Raw genomic sequence first — 23,377 nt, 5'->3', positions numbered from 1 at the left:
TGTGTTTGTTCGTGCATCTAACATATCAAGACGGCTGGTTGCTCTTGATTAATGTCATATGCGGTCTGATTATCGAGGTTTGTAAATGGCTCTCACTTAAGCTATTGAGCGTTAGTTAACCCAAGGGGGTTGATTAACTCAAAACTAGAATCCATCCAATATAAAACAAAACAGCCTTGTCAGAAGACAAGGCTGTTAATCAAACTGCTTAGAGCTTAGAGCTTAGAGCTTAGAGCTTAGAGCTTAGAGCTTAGAGGGTACGACGGCGTTTAGTCATACATCAACTCATTGGCTTTGTTTGCATCAAACTCTTTCAAAGACTTGCGTGCCAAGTGTCTAAACGGAAATGCTTTGACTATCTCTTCAAATGGCTGGACTGCAAATGCCCAAAAGATAGAGCCATCTAAGCCGAGGATAATCAACGCACACAAAGGGATTGAAATAACCCACTGGCCAGTAAAATTAATTTTAAATACAGCGGTTGTCTTGCCCAGTGCTCTCAAAACGTTTCCGTGAACAGTATTGTAGCCACGAGCAATCGGTAAGAATATGTAGAGCGGAGCAATAACAGCTAATGCTTGATAGGTTGAAGGATCTAAATCTGGGTAGATGTCTCCAATTACTACGCTCAATCCAGCAAATAGAACCGCGCAAATAATAGAAACACCCACAGCAACATCAATACTGGTATCAACGTTTTTGGCGAGACCATCCATTTTTTTGGACCCGATCGCTTGGCTGATCGTAATAGCTGAAGAATGAGCCCAAGCAGTAATGAACTGAGAGCCAGCTCTGATCCAAGGCATCACTAAGGTAATCGCTACATAGGCGTTTATATTGAGCTGCGAGTACAGCAATTGGTAAATGGTCGCACCAATTAATAACATGGTTACATTTGCGGCGACCGGGAATATTTCAATAAAGTGGCGTCGAACGTTTGTAATGAATTCAGATTTTTGAGCACTTAGCTTGAGTGATAATGTTGAACTTAAATGAACACACAGAGCCAAATAGAGTAAGCGTATGGTGATTGCAATAATGCTACCTAGTGCAGCGCCTTGAACACCAATGCCTTCAAACGTTGAAAAGCCGTGAATAAGCACATAAGAAAGTACGGCGTTGATCGGCAGTTCAATCAAGTAACCTTTAAAGGGTACTTTAGTTCTTCCTAGTGCATTAAAAAGAGCGATGATGACTTGTGTTAATGCGGTGAAAATCACCAGATATTTAGAAATATCAAGATAGCGACTGATTTCTAATTGGAGTGCGTTATCGTCAGTTAAGGCTTGAATTAGAGGCTGTTCGAAAAAGGTTAATAGAAACCAAAATACCGTTGCTATGCCCAGGTTAATGAACAGACCTGCCCAAAATGCTTTTGAAAGAGAAGCTGCGATACCAGAGCCCACAGCACGGCTGAGTACCAGTTGTGTACCATTTGCCAGTGCCATTTGTATACCTAGCACGAATGCAACAATGGTTGTAGCAATCCCCATTGCTGCGAGTGGAATTTCTCCAAGTGGAGAAACAAGAAGCGTGTCGATCATCAACATCGACTGCATCAAAATACCATTCAAGGCTAGGGGCCAAGCGAGAGAGAAGTTTTTCCTTACGTACGATTGCGAAGACACAAACAACACCTTATGTGTATATAACCGTAAGTTTTCTCTGAGATGACCTGAGTTCAACGTATAAAGATGAAACACTACGGTAATTGATGGTTAAACAAGACTGAGAGCCAAAACAAGATTGATTGTTTAAGCAAAACTAATCGTAAAAGTAAAACTGACGGCTAGGGCACCGTAGACAGTCGAATATGAGTTGATTCGTGTCTAATTAGAAATCTAAACACAAATCAGCTCAAGTAAACTTCGGTTATGCGAACGCTAATTCAACCTTAGATAATTTTTGGTTTTCATCATCAAGTAATAATTGAGAGGCTACACGTGCCTGCTTGGCATTGCCTGACATGATCGCATCGTATATTGCTTTATGCTCTTCTAAACAGAAGCGACCACCTTCTGCTGAATGGTCGATAAACTGTTTGAAGATTGTCGACAAGATGTTTGCGAACGGGATGTAAAACTGGTTGCCAGTCGATAAGAAGATCGTCTGGTGAAATAGGTGGTCGTGCGTTGTCCACTCTTCATAGTCATAGGCGTTAGCCGCTAGAGTCATTTTTTGGAAAAGAATAGAGAGTTCTTTACGCTGCTCGACGGTTGCGTTGGTTGCCGCCAATGCACATGCTTCTGGATCTATCGCTTTTCTTAAACCCAAAAATTGAGACAAGAAAGGTTTGGTGTCTTCTAAATCTTGAATCCAATAGAGTAATTGCGGATCTAAGAAGTGCCATTGTGTTCTCGGTTTGATACGAGTGCCAACTTTGGGCTTTGATTCAATGAGTCCTTTTGCAGAAAGCAGCTTGGTGGATTCTCTAAGGGCAGTTCTGCTCACTCCAAAGATCTCGCACAGCTCCATTTCGCTGGGTAACTTCTGATTTTCTTCTAACTCGCCAGACAAGATCTTACGAGCAATTTGTCTCGCCACTTGAACATGAATTCGGCGGCTTGAATCTTCCACCAATGTAAATATTGACATTTAAACCACCTGAAATTGAAACTTTAAAAAAACAAAAAAAACCAGACGAATCTGGCGTTTTTATGTCAGTGTATACGTCTATGTTGTGTGAGGTTTTCCCTCATCTACTAAGGTCTTTGACCAAATGTAATGCGCTTATATAACTGTGTGATCTTATTAACTTCGCGACTTTATATCGCTCTGCGATCTTATTAACTTTGTGACCTTGCTAAAACTAATTTTGCTCGCCTTTTTAATTAGGGATCTAGGGCGCTATTTGTCCGCCGTTAACATCCAGAATTTGCCCTGTGATGTAACCGCTGCAAGCATGTGAGGCAAAGAAAGCAAAAGTAGGTGCTACTTCTTCAATACTGCCAAAGCGACCCATAGGGATATTGCTAGCAATGGTCGACTTTAGCTCATCGCTTTTGCCATCATGAAATGCGGTATCGATAGTGCCTGGTGAAACTATGTTGAAACGGATATTGTCTTTAGCAAATTCTTTTACCCAGTTCCGATGGATATCGTGTAACCAAGCTTTCGATGCGGCATATACACCAGCACCCACACCACCACCTTCACGAGCAGCAATCGAACCCGTGCTAATAACACACGATGTTTGGCCAGACTCTGCGGCAGACGCACGTAAGTGAGGAATAGAGAATTTGGTTGTCATTAACGCAGAACGAACATTTAGGTTCATTACTCGTTCATAAAATTCGTCATCGATATTTTCTAGGTTGGCACGACCGCCAAGACCGCCTGCGTTATTGATCAACACATCCATCCCACCGAAGTGTTCGGTGAACTCGTTAACTAATTTTTCGCAATCCGATGTTTCCATCAAGTTCGCAGGGAAAAATGCAACATCGCCACCAAGCTCCTTGAGTTCGGCAAGAACGTCATCAACTTTTGGGCTAGAAGCACGACTATTGATACCAATTTTTGCACCATACTTTGCGAAAATACGTGCTGTAGCTAAGCCCATACCAGCAGTAGAGCCAGTAATTAGAATGCGTTTGCCTTTTAAATCGTTAAACATCACAGTCGCCTATATTGTAGATCATTTGCGTTAATAAATCATACAATAACACTTGCAGTATTCAAGGATAGTCATCTCAAAACTGATCATCAACGACATAAATAGTGAGAGTAAGAGTCGTTTTGTGAGTTTGCGCATACAAAAAATGGTGTAAATAAGAACCATTTGTATGAATAAATGTTTTTAATTAGTTTGATGAACTAAATACTTATAAAATTCATAAAATCTTCGCTAGCCTATATCATTCGTGACCTCACGTTATTCTTATACTTAGTTGGTGCAGATATAAATCAGTGCTATAGTCCGAGTTAAATAATACATATCTAATAAGTAAGTAGACACATGGCTGGCTCTTTCAATTCGATTTCAGGCTCTAAGCGAAGCCTTCATGTGCAAGTTGCACGTGAAATCGCACGTGGTATTTTGTCGGGCAATTTGCCTCAAGGCTCTATCATTCCTGGTGAAATGGCTCTGTGTGAGCAATTTGGAATTAGTAGGACTGCATTAAGAGAAGCGGTTAAGCTTCTTACTTCAAAAGGCCTACTAGAATCTCGACCAAAGATCGGTACTCGCGTTGTTGACCGTGCGTTCTGGAACTTTTTAGACCCGCAATTGATCGAATGGATGGATGGTTTGGCAGATACAGACCAATTCTGTCATCAGTTTTTGGGCTTACGTCGCGCGATTGAACCAGAAGCATGTGCATTGGCTGCTCAGTTCGCGAGCGCTGAACAACGCATTGAACTGTCGGGCATTTTCCAACAGATGGTAGAAATATCAGGTGCTGAAGAGTTTAACCAAGACAGTTGGCTAGATATTGATATGAAATTCCATAGCCTCATCTTCAATGCAACAGGTAATGACTTTTACCTTCCATTTGGCAATATCTTAACGACAATGTTTGTTAACTTTATTTCTCATTCTTCAGAAGAGGGAAGTACGTGTATTAATGAACACCGTCAAATTTATGAAGCAATCATGGCGGGTAACAGTGATAAAGCACGCCAAGCTTCTGCAAGTCATCTATTAGATACTAACCACAGATTGCCAGTAGCAAGCTAGCTTAGTGTTTTGGGTGAGGTTTCAACTCTAAGGTCTTAGCCGTTTCTATCGAGCGTTGCTCTGGATACCTAGTGGAGTCAACCTAAAATTGCTGTTACTACAGACAGTTATCTATTGAAAGCACGTTTAATACGTGCTTTTTTTACATCCAAAATTGATGAAAACTTGACCGATGTCCAATATTTAGTCTTATGTGCGTTGTTTTGCTAAAACCGCTAGTAACCAGCATTGTTAGTTATATAATAATACTAATCAAATTAATGCGAGTGTGATTATATGCCTCAGTCTCTATTGCCAAATATTCTTCAGTTCATCGGTCAGATAGACCCTTTCGATAAGATCCCTAAAGAAGCGCTTCGTGACCTCGCTTTTAATGTTCAGATTACCTATCTAGCCAAAGGGGATGTCGTCGATCTATGCGAGTCAGGAAAAGAAAAGTCGCTCTATATCATTCGAACAGGATCTATGGAGCAAAGAAAATCGGACGGTGTGCTTCGTGCACGGTTAGGCAGTGAAGATCTGTTCGGCTTCACGTTCTTAGATTCTGAAGTTAATGATGATAAAGGCTATAGAGCTGTCGCAATTGAAAACACCTTACTTTATGTTATTCCACACTCGGCGCTTCAAACACTTTTCAAAGCTTTTCCAAGTTGTGCTGAGCATTTTGCTTCACAGGCCCAAGTTCGTTTGAAATCGGCACTGGATGTGGTTTGGTCAAACAAAGAGAAAGGCTTGTTCATTCGTAAGGTTGAAGAAGTCGCAAGCGGACAGGTGGCAATTGTTAAGTCCCAGCAAACCATCCAATCGGTCGCGGTTGAAATGCTTCATCAACGCTCACCCTGTGCGGTAATTTATGAGGATGAGTCTATTGTAGGCTTAATTACTGACCGAGATATGACTAAGCGAGTGATCGCTCATGGTGTCAGTACTGATAGCCTTATTTCTGAGGTGATGACGCATTCTCCTCTTACGGTTAAACCGGACGATTTAGTGCTACACGCCGCGTCTATTATGATGCAGTTTAATATTCGCAACTTGCCGGTTGTGAAAGAGAACAAAGTCATTGGGCTTCTTACCACGTCTCACTTGGTTCAAAACCACCGTGTTCAAGCCATTTTCTTGATTGAGAAAATCAAATACGCGGGCAGTGTGAAAACCATGTCTTCATTTACCTCGGAACGACAAGCTATATTTGAAGCGCTGGTGGAAGGTAAAGTTGCACCGGAAACAGTGGGTAAGGTAATGACCATGATTATGGATGCCTACACCCGCCGATTAATTCAGATAGCAATTGACAAGTTAGGCCCACCACCTTGTGACTTTTCTTGGATTGTTGCGGGTTCTCACGCTCGCAATGAAGTACACATGTTATCGGATCAAGACAGCGCGATTGTACTTTCTGACGATGCAACCGACAGTGACCGTATTTATTTCAAGCATTTAGCGATGATGGTAACAAATGGATTGGCAAGTTGTGACTATCCGTTATGCCCAGGAAAATTCATGGCTGCGACGCCAAAGTGGTGTCAGCCACTGGGTGTTTGGAAGCACTACTACAAGAAGTGGGTAGCAAACCCTGAATATGAGCGTCTACTCAATATCAGTGTTTTCCTTGAAATTCGCACTATTTACGGCAACAGTGAATTTGAGGGCATTCTTCGTGATGAGTTGCACTCCAATATTCGCAATAATCGAGAATTTTTGAGCACGTTGGTGAAAGATGCGGTGAACACTAATCCACCATTGGGCATTTTTAACAGCTTGGTGTTAGAGAAGTCGGGAGAGAACAAGAAAACGCTCAATGTGAAGAAATACGCGATTAACCTGATTATCGATCTCGCACGTATATACGGGCTAGCCGTTGAATGTGATTTGTCTGCAACCGACGAGCGTTTTGCAGCTGCGAACGAGAAAGGTATGCTCAGTGATGACGCGTTCAAGAACATTCTGGGTGCGTATCAGTTCATTTTATCTTTCCGATTTGGTCATCAACTTGAAGCTTTGAAGAATGGGGAGGTACCAGACAACAACATCAACCCTGATAGCTTTGGTAGCTTTGAACGTAAGCACTTGAAAGATGCCTTTAGGATCATAGCTGATCTCCAAGAGGCGGCGAAGATTCGTTTTGGAGCGCGCTAATGAGAGCATTGTTAAATTATTTTCATCCGCTTGAGCGAGTCAAGCGCAAGCGAAAGCAATACCTAAATACGGTTAAACTGCCTGAAGCATTACACGATCTTGTTGAACAGCCGTGTCCAGAGATGGCGGATTTGGCTAAAGATAGTGAGTATATTGTGTTAGATCTTGAAACGACGGGCTTAGACAGTGAACAAGATCTGATTTTATCGATGGGGTGGGTTGATGTGGTTAAGGGGCGAATTGATTTGGCATCTGCCAAACACATCTATCTTAACAACGACTCTCAGATCAACGCAGAAACCGCGGTTATTAATCACATTACGCCGCAAATGTTGGAAGAGGGCGCGTCAATTCATGATGCCATGCTGACCTTTTTTGAAGCCGCAAAAGGTAAAATCATTGTTGCGCACGCTTGTGTTGTAGAAGAGAAGTTCATTAGTCAATATCTACTTCGATGTTACGGATTGAGAACGGTGCCTTTGCTTTGGTTAGATACATTGTGTATTGAAAAATCTATGGAGAAAGCGATCAGTAATCATGAAGAGGTAGATTTAACTTTGGCAGGCACACGTGACAGGTATGGTCTTCCTGAGTATAACAGCCACAATGCGTTAGCTGATGCAGTTTCAACAGCGGAGCTATTTTTGGCTCAACAGAAACGAGTGGTCCCGAATGATGAAGTGACACTATCATTTTTATATAGGATCAGTCACTAGGGAAGCCATTTGTTTCCTTATTTGAATCATTGTTGACTGAACTGATTTGAAAGCATAAAAGCCAGCGATTATGCTGGCTTTTGTTTGGGTCTTAGAAAATTAGGCAGTTATCATCTTAGACTTTTCATATAGGGAACAGCTTAGAAGCTGTAAGTAATACCTACACGGCTACGTAGTTGACGGCTTGAGTCACACACCGTATCACTTGTACATTGAACGTTGCCAAATTCTACGTATGGGCGCCAGCTCCAATCTGCTTCTTTGTAGCCGATCTTCATGTTGTAGTCCCACTCGTACTCGCCGTTGTTACCCATTTTCCATTCGTCATTAAAGAAATCTTCTTTGTAGTTTGCTTCAAAGCCAAACTGCCAAGCGTTCCAGTTGTAATCGATATTACCCGTAATTTTACCGGCATTTAATGAGTCGTGTTGCTTACCATCAAGGCCTGTTGAAGTTTTACCTGATGCATAATTGCGGAACTCATGGCGGTAACGAAGTTTCGTTGTTACACCTGAATCAAATTTGTATTGAACACGTACTTGCGGTTTGTAAGTTACCGCTTCATCACCGAAAGTAATCGGCATTGAAGTTGTTACACGCCAGTTGTTATCGAATTTGAAGTGGTAGCCGTATTCAAATTCGTTATCACCACGTTGAAGTTCGCTTAGGTTACCCTTGTGCTTCATTTCTACGCCGTAGTAATGATTACCTGTGCTACCACCAATTTTCACTCGACCAGCCCATTCTTCCGAATCGTGCTTGTACTCTTCACGAAAATCTAGTGATGCCGCAGACACGCTGCCTGCAAAAAGAGTTGCTAATACTGCAAGCGTTACTTTATTCGTTTTTATCATTTTATTGTTTCCACTGTATCTAAATAAAAAATGGTTAATAAAGGACCAACGTTGAGCCCTTTGTTGTATTGGGATTAAAGTTTTGGGTAAAGTCGTTCTACGTCGCGCTGAGCCCATATTTCCGCTAAGTTCTTTTTCATTGTGAACTTGCTAAAGTCTGTCTCAGTTGCCAGTTTCACCATTCAGGGTTTTCCCTAGCAACGCCGGCTTTTAGGTAAAGCGGAGTTATACGCTCAATGCGATGACGTTTGTTTTCGTGTGTAGGGTTACTCTTTCTTTTGAATTAAAATACTACAAATATGCTAGCGATTAGAATGGTGAGGTTCTGTGAATTAGATCGTGTTGTCATGATAAAACCACTATTTACAAAGGGTTACAAAGTTAGGGTTTAAATTAAACCTTTGTTTTTTAATGGTTATTTTTCAGGTTATGTTGATTTTCTGAGTTTTTGTCTATCAATAAATGTGCGCTACAGCAAAAAATTGAATCTTTAGTTGTCATTTTTATTTGTAATACATTATTATTTACTAACTTTATGTAGTAACACATATCGTCAGAACGTTAAATAGATGCACATGCATCTGTATGGTTTTAGGTAGTGATTCTGTCGGTTAGTTTTAAGTGACTACCGACGTGAATGGATGAACTTATGGTTCATAGCTGCATTGGGATGATGGTTTTAAGGCTAAGGCTTTGTTTAAAAGCGAAGATAGTTTAAAAGCGAAGATAGTCTAAAAGTTAACATACCTAAAAGTACGATGTATTTGCCGTGAGGGGATAAAAAGCCTCAATCAAAAAAGGTTTGAAGTGTAGTAGGCAAGGCAGTTACACAGCCTGCTATAGAGATCGGAGTTAGAACGATTGGATATAGTCGCTCTAAACTGATGAAAAAGAAGAAATCGTTGAAGTGCTTGTAAGAGCATTTTGATTATTGCTCCCAACTATTCTAATTATAACTTCTGCTTTCCTTTAGAAAGGTAGGAGATGGTAGTGAAGATCTACCTTTGCGCTCATGTTGATACAGGCAACATGAGCGTTTTTTTTGCCTAAAATTTGTATTGATCGTTTGATCTACAGATACAGACTATAGATAAGAAGGGCACCCACTGATTCATTCAGTAACCGTGAATGATGTATAGAGCGATTAAGATTTGAGGTTTATGACCGCACGTTCAAGAGATGCGGTCTGTTCTACAACCGATGTTGCGGAGGCGGCATTCTTTGAAGCGACCGTTACGTTAGCGAGTGTAAGGTGTTTAATCGAACTTACGTTGTCAATGATTTCTGATGTAACATCGCTTTGTTCTTGCATTGCATTGGCCACTTCTAAACTGTTGTTTAGAATCGTTTCCATATCCTTGATTACTGATGTGAGTCTTGAGTGCGCTTTTTCACAAGAGTTGACACTGCTATCGCCTTTTTCACAACAGTTTTGAATTGTATTAACCACCGTTTGGGTTTGGTCTTGAACCCCTTGAATAATATTGGAGATCTCTTCAGTAGAAAGCTGTGTTCTCCCTGCTAAGGTTCTCACTTCATCAGCCACTACTGCAAAACCGCGCCCTTGTTCTCCAGCACGAGCTGCTTCGATTGCTGCATTGAGAGCGAGGAGGTTAGTTTGCTCTGCAATGTCTTTAATGACTTCTAATACGGTATTGATTTTTTCTGAATGAACAGAGAGGCGATTTACTTCTTCGCTGGCGCTTACTAGGTCAGTCGAAAGAGTATTGATGGTGTCTCTGGTAAATGCGACGTCATTCAAGCCTTCATTAGCCGTTGCGAAACTGGTTTGTGCATTGGATGATGCGTTGTCACTATTTATCGCAACACTTTGGATATTACTGCCCATCTGGTTTATCGCGGTCGCAATGTTTTCTGTTTGTAGCTGTTGTTTGTTTAAGGCGCTTTCAACGAGCCTTCCGTCGTGTTGTAGCTGATTTGAAATATTACCTAGTTGTTGGATAGATCCTTGTACTTGCCCAACAAGCTGACGAATATCTGACAGTACAATATTAAAAGCTTTCGCAATATCAGCAATTTCATCTGAACCGCTCTCTTCTGCCTTTACGGTAAAGTCGCGTTGTTGGGAGACCACAAGCATCACCGAGTTCAATGATGCAATTTTTTTCGCTACACGTGATGAAATACCAAATGAAAGTGCGAGAAGCATTACTGCTACGGTTATTAGGGAGCTAATAATGAAAGTGGTAATGGTTTGTTGAATCGACTCTACTTGTTCTTCCAGGCGGCGTTCAACAGCCGTGAATATCGAAATGATGTCTTCAAACAATGTTTTCATTTCTGATTTTAGCCCCGCCACTTGTGTTGGGTCTCGATCAATGGCGTTTATCATCAAAGAAAAATCTTTATTGTATTGTTTAACTTCCATTTTCAGTTTGTCTAACTCTGAAACGACAATGTCTGATTCATCAAGTAGAACAGAAAAACTTCCCATCAATTTCTGAAAGTTTGAGTATTCCTTGGTGAATACTGGCTGAAGTGATTGATCGTGGCTGATCAAAAATTCTAATTCTGTTCGATTAAGTTGCAGCATAGAGACTTCAAGCGACTTAACTTTGATCAGCGTTTTCTCTAACTTAATCAGTTTGAGGTTTGCCATTTCAGTGAATGATACAACAATCATCAGTGACAATATGGACAAACAAGTAAGGCTAAATAGGGAGGTTTTAATTTTCATGGACGGGCACCAAAGCAATATGACTCAATAACGTATTTGAAATCGCGTTTCTCTCGTCTACGAGCTGCATAATGAGATCTGACTCGCAAGGTAAACGTTTGCTTACAATATTTTAACAAAAGGCTATTCGCAAGTTAAATATTATTTATTTTCAATATCTATTGATGATGCTTTTATTACTAGTGGTGACTTTTAGTGATGAGTGAAATGAACAGTCGCGTGTTTGAAGGTACAACTTGCATTGGTCAGCGACGAAAATAATGCGTTTAAGAGGGTTTCGAAAGCAATAGGCGCTCACGCGTAGTGACATGAATGCCCATTGCTGTGGGTATCGTTGCGATAGCGCTAACTTTGTGTAGGCATCCATACCTGTTTAGATGTGATTTTGTGGCCTTTAAAGGTCAATTCTTCAACCTTATCTCCGTTTTGATTCCAACGAGTTAATGTCCCATTTGCAATTTCACCATCATCAAATTTGGCTTGACTTGCCTTGTTACCATTTGGATAGTAATCCGTTACTAGCCCGTCTTGTTGTCCGTTACTGTATTTCGCAGTAAGGCTTTGTTCGCCATTTGGATACCATCGAGAGACATCACCCGATAATTTGTTATCGATATAATTGAGCTCTGCTTTTTTCTGCCCATTCGGGTACCAGGCCTCAGCTTTGCCCTGTAATTCACCCTTTTCGTAATTCACTTTAGAAGCGATCTGGCCATTTGGATACCAGTTGGTTTCTAACCCAAGCTCTAAGCCATCAGCAAACTGAGCTTGAGTGGCTATTTGGCCGTTATCGAATTTCTCTTCAAATTGCCCAGTAAATGGCTTTGAGTGGTTAACTTGATAAGCAACGCCTTTTCGCATCTGAAGATAATCAACAGCATCTTCTCGGGTGGCTGCGTAACTCATAGAAGACATCGTACTAAGAGCAATCAATATTGGGATGTATTTCTTCATAATGACACCTTTTTTATTGGACGGGGGAAAGTGTAATCAGTGTGTTAAAAGCATTTCACTTCCATGGATGACTGTCAGCAGCTATTACTGGTTTTCAAGTTTTCATTATTGACTGTCTATTGAAGGGAACTTTTTCATACGTATTTGGACGTAGGCATTGTATTATTTGTAATACAAATGTGTTGGATTTAATCATTTTTAAAAATTATATTGAGTGTTTTTTCTTCGTTAGATTTGTTATTTTTCTTGTAACGATTGAATTCTTTTAATGACTGATTTTCATTTTTGTGTGATTTTATTCACATTTAATTGGGGTTTTATAGAGTTTTAGCCTGTCATATGGGGGGAGAGTGCCAGACTTTGCACTATGTTGATGAATTTCGCTCTTGTTCGATGCAACTTTGAACTCGATCACTTGTATGATTATTTGATGGTAATAGTCTAAGATCGCTGTCACGCATTTAAATTATTGTAGTACAAATGTGGCTATCATCTATCTATAGTGCACCTAACAGAAAAACATAAATAAAAGGTCTAAAGATGGAACTCAATACCCTGATAGTAGGCATCTACTTCCTATTCTTAATTGCGATAGGGTGGATGTTCAGAACATTTACAAGTACAACTAGCGATTACTTCCGTGGGGGAGGTAACATGCTGTGGTGGATGGTAGGTGCAACAGCATTTATGACCCAGTTCAGTGCGTGGACATTTACTGGTGCGGCAGGTAAAGCCTTTACTGATGGTTTTGCAGTAGCGATTATCTTCATTGCTAACGCCTTCGGTTACCTAATGAACTACCTTTACTTCGCTCCGAAGTTCCGCCAACTGCGTGTGGTTACGGTAATTGAAGCAATTCGTATGCGATTTGGTAAAGTGAACGAGCAAGTGTTTACTTGGTCGGGCATGCCAAACAGTGTTATCTCTGCTGGTATCTGGTTGAACGGTCTTGCGATCATCGCATCTGGCATCTTTGGCTTTGATATGACAACGACAATCATCCTAACTGGTCTGGTTGTACTGGTGATGTCAGTAACGGGTGGCTCATGGGCAGTAATCGCATCTGATTTCATGCAGATGGTTATTATCATGGCGGTAACGGTGACGTGTGCCGTGGTTGCGATTTACCACGGTGGCGGCGTTACGCAGATCATTAGTGATTTCCCAACAGATTCATTCATCACAGGTGACAACCTTAACTACCTAAGCATCTTTAGTATCTGGGCAGTCTTCATCTTCTTGAAGCAATTCAGCATTACCAACAACATGTTGAACTCTTACCGTTACCTTGCGGCTAAAGACTCTAACAATGCACGTAAAGCCGCACTGCTTGCTTGTATCCTTATGACGCTTGGTCCAATCATTTGGTTTATGCCATCTTGGTTTATGGCGGGTCAAGGTGTTGATTTAGCGGCTGCTTACCCAGAAGCAGGCAGCAAATCTGCTGATTTCGCTTACCTATACTTCGTTCAAGAGTACATGCCTGCCGGTATGGTTGGTCTTCTGATCGCCGCTATGTTTGCTGCGACCATGTCTTCAATGGATTCTGGTCTAAACCGTAACTCAGGTATCTTTGTTAAGAACTTCTACGAGCCGATTCTTCGTCCTCAAGCGACAGAGAAAGAGCTGATGGTTGTTTCTAAGCTAACGTCTACGTTCTTCGGTATCGCTATCATCTTGGTTGCACTGTTCATCAACTCTCTTAAAGGATTGAGCCTTTTCGATACGATGATGTATGTGGGCGCACTGATCGGCTTCCCTATGACAATTCCTGCATTCTGTGGCTTCTTTATCCGTAAAACACCGGATTGGGCTGGTTGGGGTACGCTAGTTGTTGGTGGTGTGGTTTCTTACTTCGTAGGTTTCGTTATCACAGCGGATATGGTTCAAAACTGGTTCGGTCTGAACGAGCTAACTGGCCGTGAGTGGGCTGACCTTAAAGTGGCTATCGGCCTTATTGGCCACATCGTATTTACTGCTGGCTTCTTCGTTCTATCAACACTGTTCTACAAGCCTCTTGCTGAGCACCGTGAGAAAGACGTAGACAAGTTCTTCAACAACCTAGCGACACCATTAGTTGCTGAAAGTAACGAGCAGAAGAAACTGGATAATAAGCAACGTCGTATGTTGGGTTCACTTATCGCAGTGGCGGGTGTGGGCGTAATGACAATGTTCGTACTGCCGAACCCTATGTGGGGACGCATGGTGTTTGTTCTGTGTGGTGCGATTGTATTCTCTGTTGGTTTGCTTCTGGTGAAAGCGGTTGATGACAAAGTCGAGCAACAAAACGACGAAGTTACCTCTGCTGAAAGCTAATGCCTACAAGATTCTAAAAAATAGATACTCAAACATAGAGTGTTAATACATCGGCCACCCACTTGGGTGGCCGTTAATTTGATAATCCAAGATTCAATGTGAGATGTACGATGAAAAAAAAATTAATTTCGGTAAGTATTATTAGCGCGTTCACGTTAGCTTTCGCAACGGGCTGTACAAGCCAAGATACAGCGGCACCAGTGATCGACGTGGCTGAACAAGCAGCGCCTGCTATTAGCGAAATCGATCGTAGTTACTTATTGAGTAGTGATCGCTTAAACGAGGTTGATGGGAATACGTTGGCCGTTGCTTCAGACGAACAAGTGGCTGCGCTTAAAGCACAATTTGAAAATTTAAAAGATGGCGACGAAGTCGTTATCCCTAGTGGTAAATACGCGAATTTAGGTCAAGTGACTATTACCGCGAACGATATCACTATTAGAGCTGAGCAAGCGGGTTCGGCTTGGATTACTGGCCTTATTCAGTTTGAACTTAAAGGTGATGACGTCACACTAGATGGTTTAGTGTTTACTGAAGGTGGTCCAAACGAACGATTTGGTGCTGTGCGTATGATGGGTAATGGCAACACGCTTAAAAACTCAACGTTCTACTACTTCAACCACGATTACACATACGAACCAGACGATCGCCGCTCTGAATATCCAAAATACCTTTGGGTTTCGTTATGGGGCAAAGATGGCAAGGTAATCAATAACCGTTTCGAAGGTAAACAAAAACGCGGGACGCTGATTGGTGTACAAAAAGATGACACATCAGATAATCACCTGATCGCGAATAACATCTTCATGGATCAGAAACCGAACCAATTTAATGAGTTCGACATCAAAGAAGCGATTCGTTATAACGGCAACAGCTGGGAAGCCATCCGCATCGGTGATTCTAAGGCTTCACAATGGGATTCGAGCTCTAAGTTTGTTAACAACCTAATGATTGATATGGATGGCGAGCGTGAACTTATTTCTATTAAGTCGGGTGACAACACGATTTCAGGCAACACGATTTTTCAAAGTACTGCTCTAATTTCACTTCGTCACGGTAAAGGAAATAAAGTTGAAAACAACATGATCCTTGGTAACGGAAAGCGTCTAACTGGCGGTGTTCGTATTTATGATGAAGACCATGTTATCCGCAACAACTACATTGCTAACACGCGTGGTCGTGATGGTCTAATTGAAGGTAATGCTGACTTACGCGGCGGTATTGTTATCAATACTGGCATCATCGATGTTGCAAACGGCGAACAGTTAGATCAGTCGGTCAAAGGAAAAGAGCTTAACAAGCAATGGACACCTAAAAATATCACGATCGAGAATAACTCTCTTGTGGATACAGAGTGGGGCATTGTGTATGGCAACCAAAGTCATCGTGTAAGCCTGTTCAATAACGCAGAAGTGGAAAACATCTATGCAGGTGTTGATGTCGCGTTTAGCAACAACGTGGTTGATAATTCATTATCACCTGACTTTGTAAGTGTACGCGCAACAAACGACTTCCCATTAGTTGATGCTACATACACTGATGAAACGTACGTAGGTCAAGTGACGGATTCTGAGCAGATCTCAAGCTACTCAGTCGAGTTGCCGGCAGTGACTATTACTAACGGCATGAATGCTTACCAAGGCGAAGGTGCCGATGTGTCGAAACTTTCCGTTGTGACGGCTGAAACGGCGGGTCCGGACTACGTGCTCGAGAATACAACGAAGTAGCTTATTGCTTAACGTTTTAATGCTTAACGGTCTGGGCTATCAAATAAATTCAAGATAGCTGTATTAGCCGTTAACATCTAAAAAGCCTCAACGGGTAATATCTGTTGAGGTTTTATCGATCTTAGGTCGTGACCATCTCAATCTTACGTCGTGACTACTGTGATTTATACTTATGCAGCAGATCCCAAGGGATGTGACACAAATGATGATCTTCTGGGAATTGACTTAGGTGGTTTTGGTGGATGTCGTCACTGGCGACATAATGTATTAAAGGCAGTATCTCTAGAGCGATTCGGTCTGCATCATCACGCGACGCAATATAGCGCTTGGCTTCGGCAAGATGTCCATCGTTGAGACTGTAAATGCCAGTACGATACTTTTCTCCTACATCGATGCCTTGTTTGTTCACGCTGTATGGGTCAATAATCTCAAACAGGTGCTTCATCAGAATCGTTACCGACGTGATACTCGGGTCAAAATCGATTTGTACGCATTCAGCGTAACCATCATAGGTATTTGGGGTGTTATCATTTTGCGTTATTCGAGAAGTGCCATTGGCACGGCCAGCTTCGGTGCTGATGACTCCAGGAACGTACTTAATAAACTCTTGTACACCCCATAAGCAGCCACCCGCTAAATAAATTTGTTCCATACTTACCTTTTACTTCTCTGTATTTGTTGTTCGTTCGATACGTGAATCAATGTGGTGATACACGTTCTTGAAAAAGCGCACACATAAAAACAAGTGTTTAGGTATTGTAAACCAGTGCGACTGAACAAACATAAGTCTAATAGGATTTGTGATTATATAAGTCAGTATTGCATTGTCATCAACTCGAATTTCATTATCAAGTGAGCGTTAGCTTAACCATGTTTGATCAAATAAAAGATTTCATCAATCCCAGTAAGAATCCAGATCTCACTCAGGCTCAGGAGTATCAGCGTAAACATCTACCGACGCTGTGGCTTTTGGGCAAAACGGGGGCTGGAAAATCATCGTTCATTCAAGCCGTGACTGGCAATTCTTCCGTTGAGGTGGGTAACGGTTTTGCTCCTTGCACGATGACTGCAATGTCATATGAATTTCCTCAAGACAAGCCAGTAATGCGGTTTCTTGATACTCGTGGTTTGGGAGAGGCCGATTATGATCCTAAAGAAGATTTAGAAGAGATTGGTCAAGCGGGCAATGCGCTAGTCGTAGTGATGAAAGCCGATGAACCCGAACAATCATCTGTGCTTTCTGCCCTGAAACAGGTTAAAAAGCAGAAGAAGATTGAGCATTTACTTCTCGTTCATACTGCTGTGCTGTCCTCTAAAGAGACCGATCGCACAAGGCAAATTCGATTCAACACCAATCAAGTTGAAAAGGTTTGGGGTAAGGACTGTTCTTCGGTGGCCGTCGATTTTGAAACTGATGACGGCTCTACTTATAACAGCAGTCCCATCTATAACTATGACACCCTGATAGAACAGTTGACGACAATACTCCCTGTGATAGGGATGATGGTGATAGACAAAGAACACTCGACTCAAGAAGAAGCGAATTTTGATCAAGTCGAAAACGAAGTGCTTTGGTATGCAGGAAGCGCTGCCGCGAGTGACCTGATTCCAGGTGTTGGTTTGGTGTCTGTGCCTGCGATTCAAGCGAAAATGCTTCATAGCTTGGCCAATCAATATGGGGTCGAATGGAATAAGAGAGTCTTTAGTGAATTGATAGGAACTCTGGGAAGCAGCTTCGCTTTGCAATACGGAATGAAACTGGGCACTCGACAGTTGATAAAGCTGATTCCAGTTTATGGTCAAACTGTGGGCGCGGTTGCTGCAGCGGCAATGAGTTTCGGCACTTCTTATGGTTTAGGTCGCGCGGCGTGTTTTTACTTCTATCATAAGAACAAAGGTGAAGAAGTCTCTGAACAAGAGATGCAGAAGATCTACAAAGAATCCCTGAAAAAAGGAAAGGCGGCGTCGGGCTATGAAGAAAATTAGAAACCTATTTCGATTACTGGCGGTGCTATCGAGTGGCCGCTGGGGCATTACCCTGATTTCGGCTATCTTCCCAAGCATTATCATGATGGGTTTTGGTCTCTTCTTGGCGATTAAATATGGTTACCTACTGGAAATGTCCATTGCGATTGCGGTGAGTACTTTACTATTCTCTGTTCCTCTATACATTTCTAGTCGCTCTTCGCACAAATCGACCTATAGCGATTCTTCTTTGAATAAAGAGAGCGATGATGAACCTCAAGTAGAATCATTGCTTAAGAAGACTGACATCGACGATGCGCTTGTTAAAGCTTCTATTGATTGGTCTCAAAAAGAGCTGTCGATCTGGAATGAATCGAAACTCCACGTGCGGCAACAATTAATGATCGACATAGAGTGGGGCAATCTAGACCAAACCGGTTTAGAAGTTCTTGAGTTTGTCGCCACGAAGTTTGACAAGAAATCACTCGACTTCTCTATTCCAGAAGGACTGAAGCTGTTCGAAGAGGTGAGCCGACGCTATAAGTTGGTGGTGCGAGAACATATACCAGGTATTGAATATCTCAAGGTTTCCTATATCAAAGCGGGCTACGAAGCCTATGACAAATATGGCGAGCTAGGACATAAGATCATTAAAGCTGCCATTTGGGGTAATCATCTTAAAAACCTGTATTTGAACCCCCTGAAAGTCATTTCGGATTTAGGCCGTGAACAGGCGACTTCTTCAATGACAAGAGGTGTGGTTGAGGACATGCAATATGCTGCCAAGCAAGCCTTGTTAGATGAGGTGGCCGCTGTGGCGATTGATCTCTATAGTGGACGTTTTAGCATTGAAGATGAAGCACTAAGAGCGTCGGATGTTTCTGAAATAGATGAACAGCGCTTTGCACCAGAATTAGAGCCAGTAAGAATTGTTCTAGTAGGGCAAACAAGCTCTGGGAAATCCTCACTGATTAATGCGCTTAAGCAAGAGTTGGTAGCTGAAGTGGATGTACTGCCATCAACCGACACTTCAACCGTATACAACGCGTTTGTCGATGACAATGATGTTAGAGTTGTTGATCTTCAAGGGCTGGATGGCAATGCCAAAACCGAAGCTCTGATGCTTAAAGAGATGACCCAAGCCGATGTTGTACTTTGGGTTCTTAAAGCCAATCAATCGGCTCGTGAACTGGATAAGCAATTGAAGGGCAAGTTTGATGCTTTCTATGACGATCCTAAAAACATCTCACGTAAGAAGCCAATCGTTGTATCGGTTGTGAATCAGGTCGATCGATTAAAGCCTGTTGATGAGTGGCAGCCGCCTTATGATTTGGGTAATCCAACATCGCCCAAAGCGAAGATCATTGCTCAAGCACTCGAATACAACCATATATTGCTGCAGTCTGATATCGTGTTACCGCTCGCTATTGCGCCAGAAAAGACGATTTTTGGTTTAGAAGCACTCAAGCAGATGGTAATCGAAGGCATAGCTGATGCTAATAATGTGCAAAGAAACCGCCAACGTTTGGAGGCAATGAAACGGGGAACGTCGGTTAAAGGCCAACTGAACAAAGTAGTGAACGCTGGTAAGAAGGTCACACCAAGTGTTTTGAAAGCGGCGACACCAAAGCTCGCTGAAATGGCCATTAAGCAAGCTGTTAAGAAAAAGTAGTCCTCGATAGTTTCTATAATGTTGTTCTGGTGAGGTTTAGTTCTCATCAGAACTTAGTGTTCTAGATCTTCGTTCTATATTAGCGAAGCATTAAATTTAAAAAATAGCTGCTATTATTAAGTATCTCATTGAACTAGTTTAATAGTCTATGAACCTCTGGTATTCGAAGTTTACATAACACGCTATCAGATTTAATTGTCATTCTAAATATTGATCACATTTATACTTATCCAAGCTTTATTTATAAAACCATTGCACTATATTTAAATTTCGTTTCATCTTGATTTCAACGTAGGGATATATTGTGAACTTGTATCTGAAATGGCAATCAACAACATGGCTGACCTTGTTAGCTTGGTATACTTTAGACCACCAGCTCTCTTTTCACCTTTCTTCAGAGTAGTACCCTCTAGGCGTCACGCGCCAGCAGAGCCCTTGAGTTTTGCCAATCCTGTTAATTTTTTCTTTAAGAAATGTCGTAGTTTATGCGTCAGCTATTTTTGCTTTTGTGCATACAACTCTTTATCTCTAGTTAATTATTAATTGGAACCTAATCAATACGTATTGATTAAATAATATATTTATAGCTATTAATTATTATTGTAATTATCACGAGAATGGTTGTGCGTGAAATTAAATTAATAGTGATGACTCGTGACATCTAAAAATAATGAATTTGGCTTTCTTCTTATAAGTTGAATTTGTTGAATGGGACTATTATGGAAAACTTCAAACATCTACCAGAACCGTTTCGTATTCGCGTTGTAGAGCCAGTAAAAAGAACAACTCGCGCCTATCGTGAACAAGCCATTGTCGAAGCGGGCATGAACCCATTTCTACTTGACAGTGACGATGTATTTATCGATTTGCTGACCGACAGTGGCACCGGTTCTATAACACAACGTATGCAAGCGGCGATGTTAATGGGCGATGAAGCCTACAGTGGCAGCCGCAGTTACTATGCGTTGGCGAATGCAGTAAAGGATATCTTCGGCTATGAGCTGACTATTCCTACACACCAAGGACGCGGTGCAGAGCAGATCTATATTCCTGTTCTTATTAAGAAGCGTGAAATGGAAAAAGGCCTCGACCGTAGCAAAATGGTCGCCTTGTCTAACTACTTTTTCGATACCACGCAAGGTCATACTCAAGTGAATTGTTGTGTCGCGAGGAACGTTTATACCAAAGAAGCATTTGATACTTCAGTGAACGCGGATTTCAAAGGCAACTTCGATGTTGTTAAATTGGAAGAGGCGATCTTAGAGGCGGGCGCTGCCAATGTTCCTTATATCGTGAGCACGATTACATGCAATTCGGCTGGTGGACAACCAGTATCTATTGCCAACCTGAAAGCTGTGTATGAAATAGCTCAGAAGTACGGCATTCCTGTGATTATGGATTCTGCACGTTACGCTGAAAATGCTTATTTCATTCAGCAACGTGAAGTCGGTTATCAAGATTGGACTATCGAACAAATCACTCGTGAGTCATACAAATACGCGGATGGCTTAGCCATGTCAGCTAAGAAAGACGCGATGGTACAGATGGGCGGGTTGTTGTGCTTTAAAGACGACTCTTTCATGGATGTGTACACAGAGTGTCGAACCTTGTGTGTCGTGCAAGAGGGCTTCCCAACTTATGGTGGCTTAGAGGGTGGTGCGATGGAGCGCCTTGCGGTCGGCCTTTATGACGGCATGCGTCAAGATTGGTTGGAGTATCGCATCGGTCAGGTTCAATACTTGGTCGATGGCTTAGAAGCTATAGGCATAGTCTGCCAACAAGCGGGTGGTCATGCTGCATTTGTCGACGCAGGTAAATTGCTTCCACACATCCCGGCTGGTCAGTTCCCCGCACATGCTTTGGCGTGTGAACTGTACAAAGTAGCAGGCATTAGAGCTGTTGAGATTGGTTCTCTATTGCAAGGCCGTGATCCGACTACGGGAGAACAACATCCGTGTCCTGCTGAGTTATTGCGTCTGACAATTCCTAGAGCGACCTACACGCAAACTCATATGGACTTCATCATCGAAGCGTTTGAAAAAGTGAAAGAGAATGCAGGGCAAGTTAAGGGGCTTGATTTTACTTATGAGCCACCAGTGTTAAGGCACTTTACTGCCCGCCTAAAAGAGGTTGAAACAAGTACTAAACAATCTATAAAAAATAGTAAGCTAGAGCTCGAAGAAGCTTAGAAAAACGAGCGAATAGTCACCAATACAAAGGCTCCCGTGGGAGCCTTTTCTTGTTGTTGAGTTACTCTTAACAAATCAACCTAAATCGCTAAGTTTATGGTTACTTTAATACTGAGTTAAGCGTATCAAAAAGCCACTTGTTCAATGGCGCGTCTTTTTGTGAACGACGACAACTCATGACATAGCTGACGTCGATAATGAGCTTTTCCGGTAAATCAATACTTCTACAGCCTTCGGGTACGGTGCCGTTTAGAGTCATACCAAAATAGTCGGACTTCAATACAATATCGTGGATCATTGCTGGGTGATCAGCTTCCACTTTTGGAATAACATGAAATCCGATATTTCGAAGGCGATCGAGAATAGGGTATTTATTGTCATTCCAACCCGGCGTTTTAAATAGAATGATTGGATAGTTGGCGAGTGATTCAAAGCTTTGTGCTTTATGGTCTTCTCTCACAAAGAATACGACTTGTCCTTTTCCGATCTCCATTTGTGAAATGGACTGAGGGAGGCTGTCATCAAAGTAGTGAACAGCAATAGCTTTTTCACCGTCAATGATTCTGTTTTTGACATTGGTTCCCCACCTTACGAATGAGTAATGCGCATTGGGTGCTTCTTTAGCAAGCGTTAGGTAAAGTTTGGATCCGTAGCGCTCCCAAAAGAGCGTGTTAGCGTAGATGGTGATATCACCTCTATAAGACTCAGGGCAGAAGGCTTGGTGTTTTATCGCTTCGACACTGCTTAGTATTTGCTCAAAATTTTCGATGTTATTTTCAATAAAAGTCGTGGGTTCAAACCCGTTTTTGGTTTGAATGAACAGTGGATCGTCGAGCTGCAACTTTAACTTTGAGAGGTTCTTGCTGATCGCCCCAGAGGTTTTTCCTAGCGAATCCGCAACCAGTCCAACATTGCGAAGTTCATACATACGCTTGATGACGAGGATATTTTGAATATCTAGATTGATGTCCACAGGTTCTCCAAATGATTCCTTTATAAGCAGCAATCTCTGTGCGTTAGGCGTACAGAAATCATATGACTCTAATATTATATTAGTAGTGAAAAACTGATAAGACAGCACAGCGTCAAAACTTCGCTAATCCCTTGATTTTCCATTTGGTAAATCTTGCTTTTCCTCGAATGGCTCATGTTCGATTGTTAAAGTTACTTCAACAAAAAACAGATACCAAACGAACAAAGAACTAAAAATACAGCGAGGTGATGTATGAACAAGTTAATCACACTTGGATTGATGGCTTTATCAATGAACACGGCTTTTGCGGCTGACGGTACTTATGCGAGTACTCTCGATATGACGAGAATCGAAGGTAATCAAGTAAAGGTTGAGCGTGTGGAATCTGAGCCAGTACTTGAAGGAAGAAATGACGCCAATAATGGCGGAATAAAATTCCACAAGAGTGTTGATCAAGACCAAACGATCCAGCTTACAGGTCGTCGAGATTAACGTT

Annotated in this window: 17 protein-coding genes; 9 read left to right on the top strand and 8 right to left on the bottom strand. The window is 41.9% G+C overall.

Annotation, left to right across the window (positions count from 1 at the left end; all coding sequences use genetic code 11):
* Positions 1-269: 269 nt before the first annotated feature.
* The 3 genes from ACFI6G_RS05895 to ACFI6G_RS05885 all read right to left on the bottom strand — a co-directional run bounded on the left by ACFI6G_RS05895 (position 270) and on the right by ACFI6G_RS05885 (position 3,616).
* Positions 270-1,637: an MATE family efflux transporter gene (locus ACFI6G_RS05895; RefSeq protein ID WP_462710174.1), complete on the bottom strand. Its 1,368-nt coding sequence runs from the start codon at positions 1,635-1,637 to the stop codon at positions 270-272.
* Positions 1,638-1,872: 235 nt separating this feature from the next.
* Complete coding sequence (locus tag ACFI6G_RS05890) at positions 1,873-2,595, bottom strand: FadR/GntR family transcriptional regulator (protein ID WP_010438380.1); 723 nt, start codon at positions 2,593-2,595, stop codon at positions 1,873-1,875.
* Positions 2,596-2,839: 244 nt separating this feature from the next.
* On the bottom strand, positions 2,840-3,616 hold the full coding sequence (locus tag ACFI6G_RS05885) for an SDR family NAD(P)-dependent oxidoreductase (RefSeq protein WP_016768624.1): 777 nt from the start codon (positions 3,614-3,616) through the stop codon (positions 2,840-2,842).
* Positions 3,617-3,958: 342 nt separating this feature from the next.
* Between ACFI6G_RS05885 and ACFI6G_RS05880 the strand changes: the two genes are divergently transcribed.
* From ACFI6G_RS05880 to ACFI6G_RS05870, 3 genes are all read left to right on the top strand, one after another.
* A complete protein-coding gene (locus tag ACFI6G_RS05880) occupies positions 3,959-4,678 on the top strand; it encodes a FadR/GntR family transcriptional regulator (protein ID WP_010438385.1) in 720 nt (239 codons plus the stop codon).
* Between the two features lie 276 nt (positions 4,679-4,954).
* Complete coding sequence (locus tag ACFI6G_RS05875) at positions 4,955-6,817, top strand: DUF294 nucleotidyltransferase-like domain-containing protein (RefSeq protein ID WP_010438388.1); 1,863 nt, start codon at positions 4,955-4,957, stop codon at positions 6,815-6,817.
* On the top strand, positions 6,817-7,533 hold the full coding sequence (locus ACFI6G_RS05870; RefSeq protein ID WP_010438390.1) for a 3'-5' exonuclease: 717 nt from the start codon (positions 6,817-6,819) through the stop codon (positions 7,531-7,533). The genes ACFI6G_RS05875 and ACFI6G_RS05870 overlap by 1 nt, the downstream gene beginning before the upstream one ends.
* 140 nt (positions 7,534-7,673) lie before the next feature.
* Here ACFI6G_RS05870 and ACFI6G_RS05865 read toward each other — a convergent pair whose 3' ends face one another.
* From ACFI6G_RS05865 to ACFI6G_RS05855, 3 genes are all read right to left on the bottom strand, one after another.
* Positions 7,674-8,387, bottom strand: coding sequence for an oligogalacturonate-specific porin KdgM family protein (locus ACFI6G_RS05865; RefSeq protein ID WP_010438391.1), 714 nt, complete (start codon positions 8,385-8,387; stop codon positions 7,674-7,676).
* Positions 8,388-9,531: 1,144 nt separating this feature from the next.
* Positions 9,532-11,085, bottom strand: a complete 1,554-nt coding sequence (locus tag ACFI6G_RS05860; protein WP_016768626.1) for a methyl-accepting chemotaxis protein — start codon at positions 11,083-11,085, stop codon at positions 9,532-9,534.
* 345 nt (positions 11,086-11,430) lie between these two features.
* On the bottom strand, positions 11,431-12,039 hold the full coding sequence (locus ACFI6G_RS05855; RefSeq protein ID WP_010438394.1) for a toxin-antitoxin system YwqK family antitoxin: 609 nt from the start codon (positions 12,037-12,039) through the stop codon (positions 11,431-11,433).
* A 540-nt stretch (positions 12,040-12,579) separates the two neighbouring features.
* On the opposite strand from ACFI6G_RS05855, the gene ACFI6G_RS05850 reads away from it, so the two are divergent.
* Both ACFI6G_RS05850 and ACFI6G_RS05845 read left to right on the top strand, forming a co-directional pair.
* Positions 12,580-14,355: a sodium:solute symporter family transporter gene (locus ACFI6G_RS05850; protein ID WP_016768627.1), complete on the top strand. Its 1,776-nt coding sequence runs from the start codon at positions 12,580-12,582 to the stop codon at positions 14,353-14,355.
* Positions 14,356-14,465: 110 nt separating this feature from the next.
* Positions 14,466-16,082, top strand: a complete 1,617-nt coding sequence (locus tag ACFI6G_RS05845; RefSeq protein WP_016768628.1) for a polysaccharide lyase 6 family protein — start codon at positions 14,466-14,468, stop codon at positions 16,080-16,082.
* 154 nt (positions 16,083-16,236) lie between these two features.
* Here ACFI6G_RS05845 and ACFI6G_RS05840 read toward each other — a convergent pair whose 3' ends face one another.
* Entirely contained in the window at positions 16,237-16,734 is a 498-nt protein-coding gene (locus ACFI6G_RS05840; RefSeq protein ID WP_016768629.1) for a peptide-methionine (S)-S-oxide reductase, read from the bottom strand.
* 218 nt (positions 16,735-16,952) lie between these two features.
* Between ACFI6G_RS05840 and ACFI6G_RS05835 the strand changes: the two genes are divergently transcribed.
* The 3 genes from ACFI6G_RS05835 to tnaA all read left to right on the top strand — a co-directional run bounded on the left by ACFI6G_RS05835 (position 16,953) and on the right by tnaA (position 21,908).
* Entirely contained in the window at positions 16,953-18,068 is a 1,116-nt protein-coding gene (locus tag ACFI6G_RS05835) for a YcjF family protein (protein ID WP_016768230.1), read from the top strand.
* Positions 18,055-19,719: a GTPase family protein gene (locus ACFI6G_RS05830; protein ID WP_016785036.1), complete on the top strand. Its 1,665-nt coding sequence runs from the start codon at positions 18,055-18,057 to the stop codon at positions 19,717-19,719. The genes ACFI6G_RS05835 and ACFI6G_RS05830 overlap by 14 nt, the downstream gene beginning before the upstream one ends.
* 719 nt (positions 19,720-20,438) lie before the next feature.
* Positions 20,439-21,908 (top strand): tryptophanase, encoded by a 1,470-nt coding sequence (gene tnaA, locus ACFI6G_RS05825; protein ID WP_016768228.1) that lies wholly within the window; start codon positions 20,439-20,441, stop codon positions 21,906-21,908.
* A 100-nt stretch (positions 21,909-22,008) separates the two neighbouring features.
* Here tnaA and ACFI6G_RS05820 read toward each other — a convergent pair whose 3' ends face one another.
* Positions 22,009-22,881: a LysR family transcriptional regulator gene (locus ACFI6G_RS05820; RefSeq protein WP_016768227.1), complete on the bottom strand. Its 873-nt coding sequence runs from the start codon at positions 22,879-22,881 to the stop codon at positions 22,009-22,011.
* A 252-nt stretch (positions 22,882-23,133) separates the two neighbouring features.
* Between ACFI6G_RS05820 and ACFI6G_RS05815 the strand changes: the two genes are divergently transcribed.
* Positions 23,134-23,373: a VPA0252 family protein gene (locus ACFI6G_RS05815; RefSeq protein WP_010438426.1), complete on the top strand. Its 240-nt coding sequence runs from the start codon at positions 23,134-23,136 to the stop codon at positions 23,371-23,373.
* Positions 23,374-23,377 lie beyond the last annotated feature (4 nt).

The sequence above is a fragment of the Vibrio sp. PSi01 genome (genome assembly GCF_054960695.1).
The sequence above is the reverse complement of the archived record's forward strand: the minus strand, read 5'-3'. Positions and strand labels throughout refer to the sequence as shown.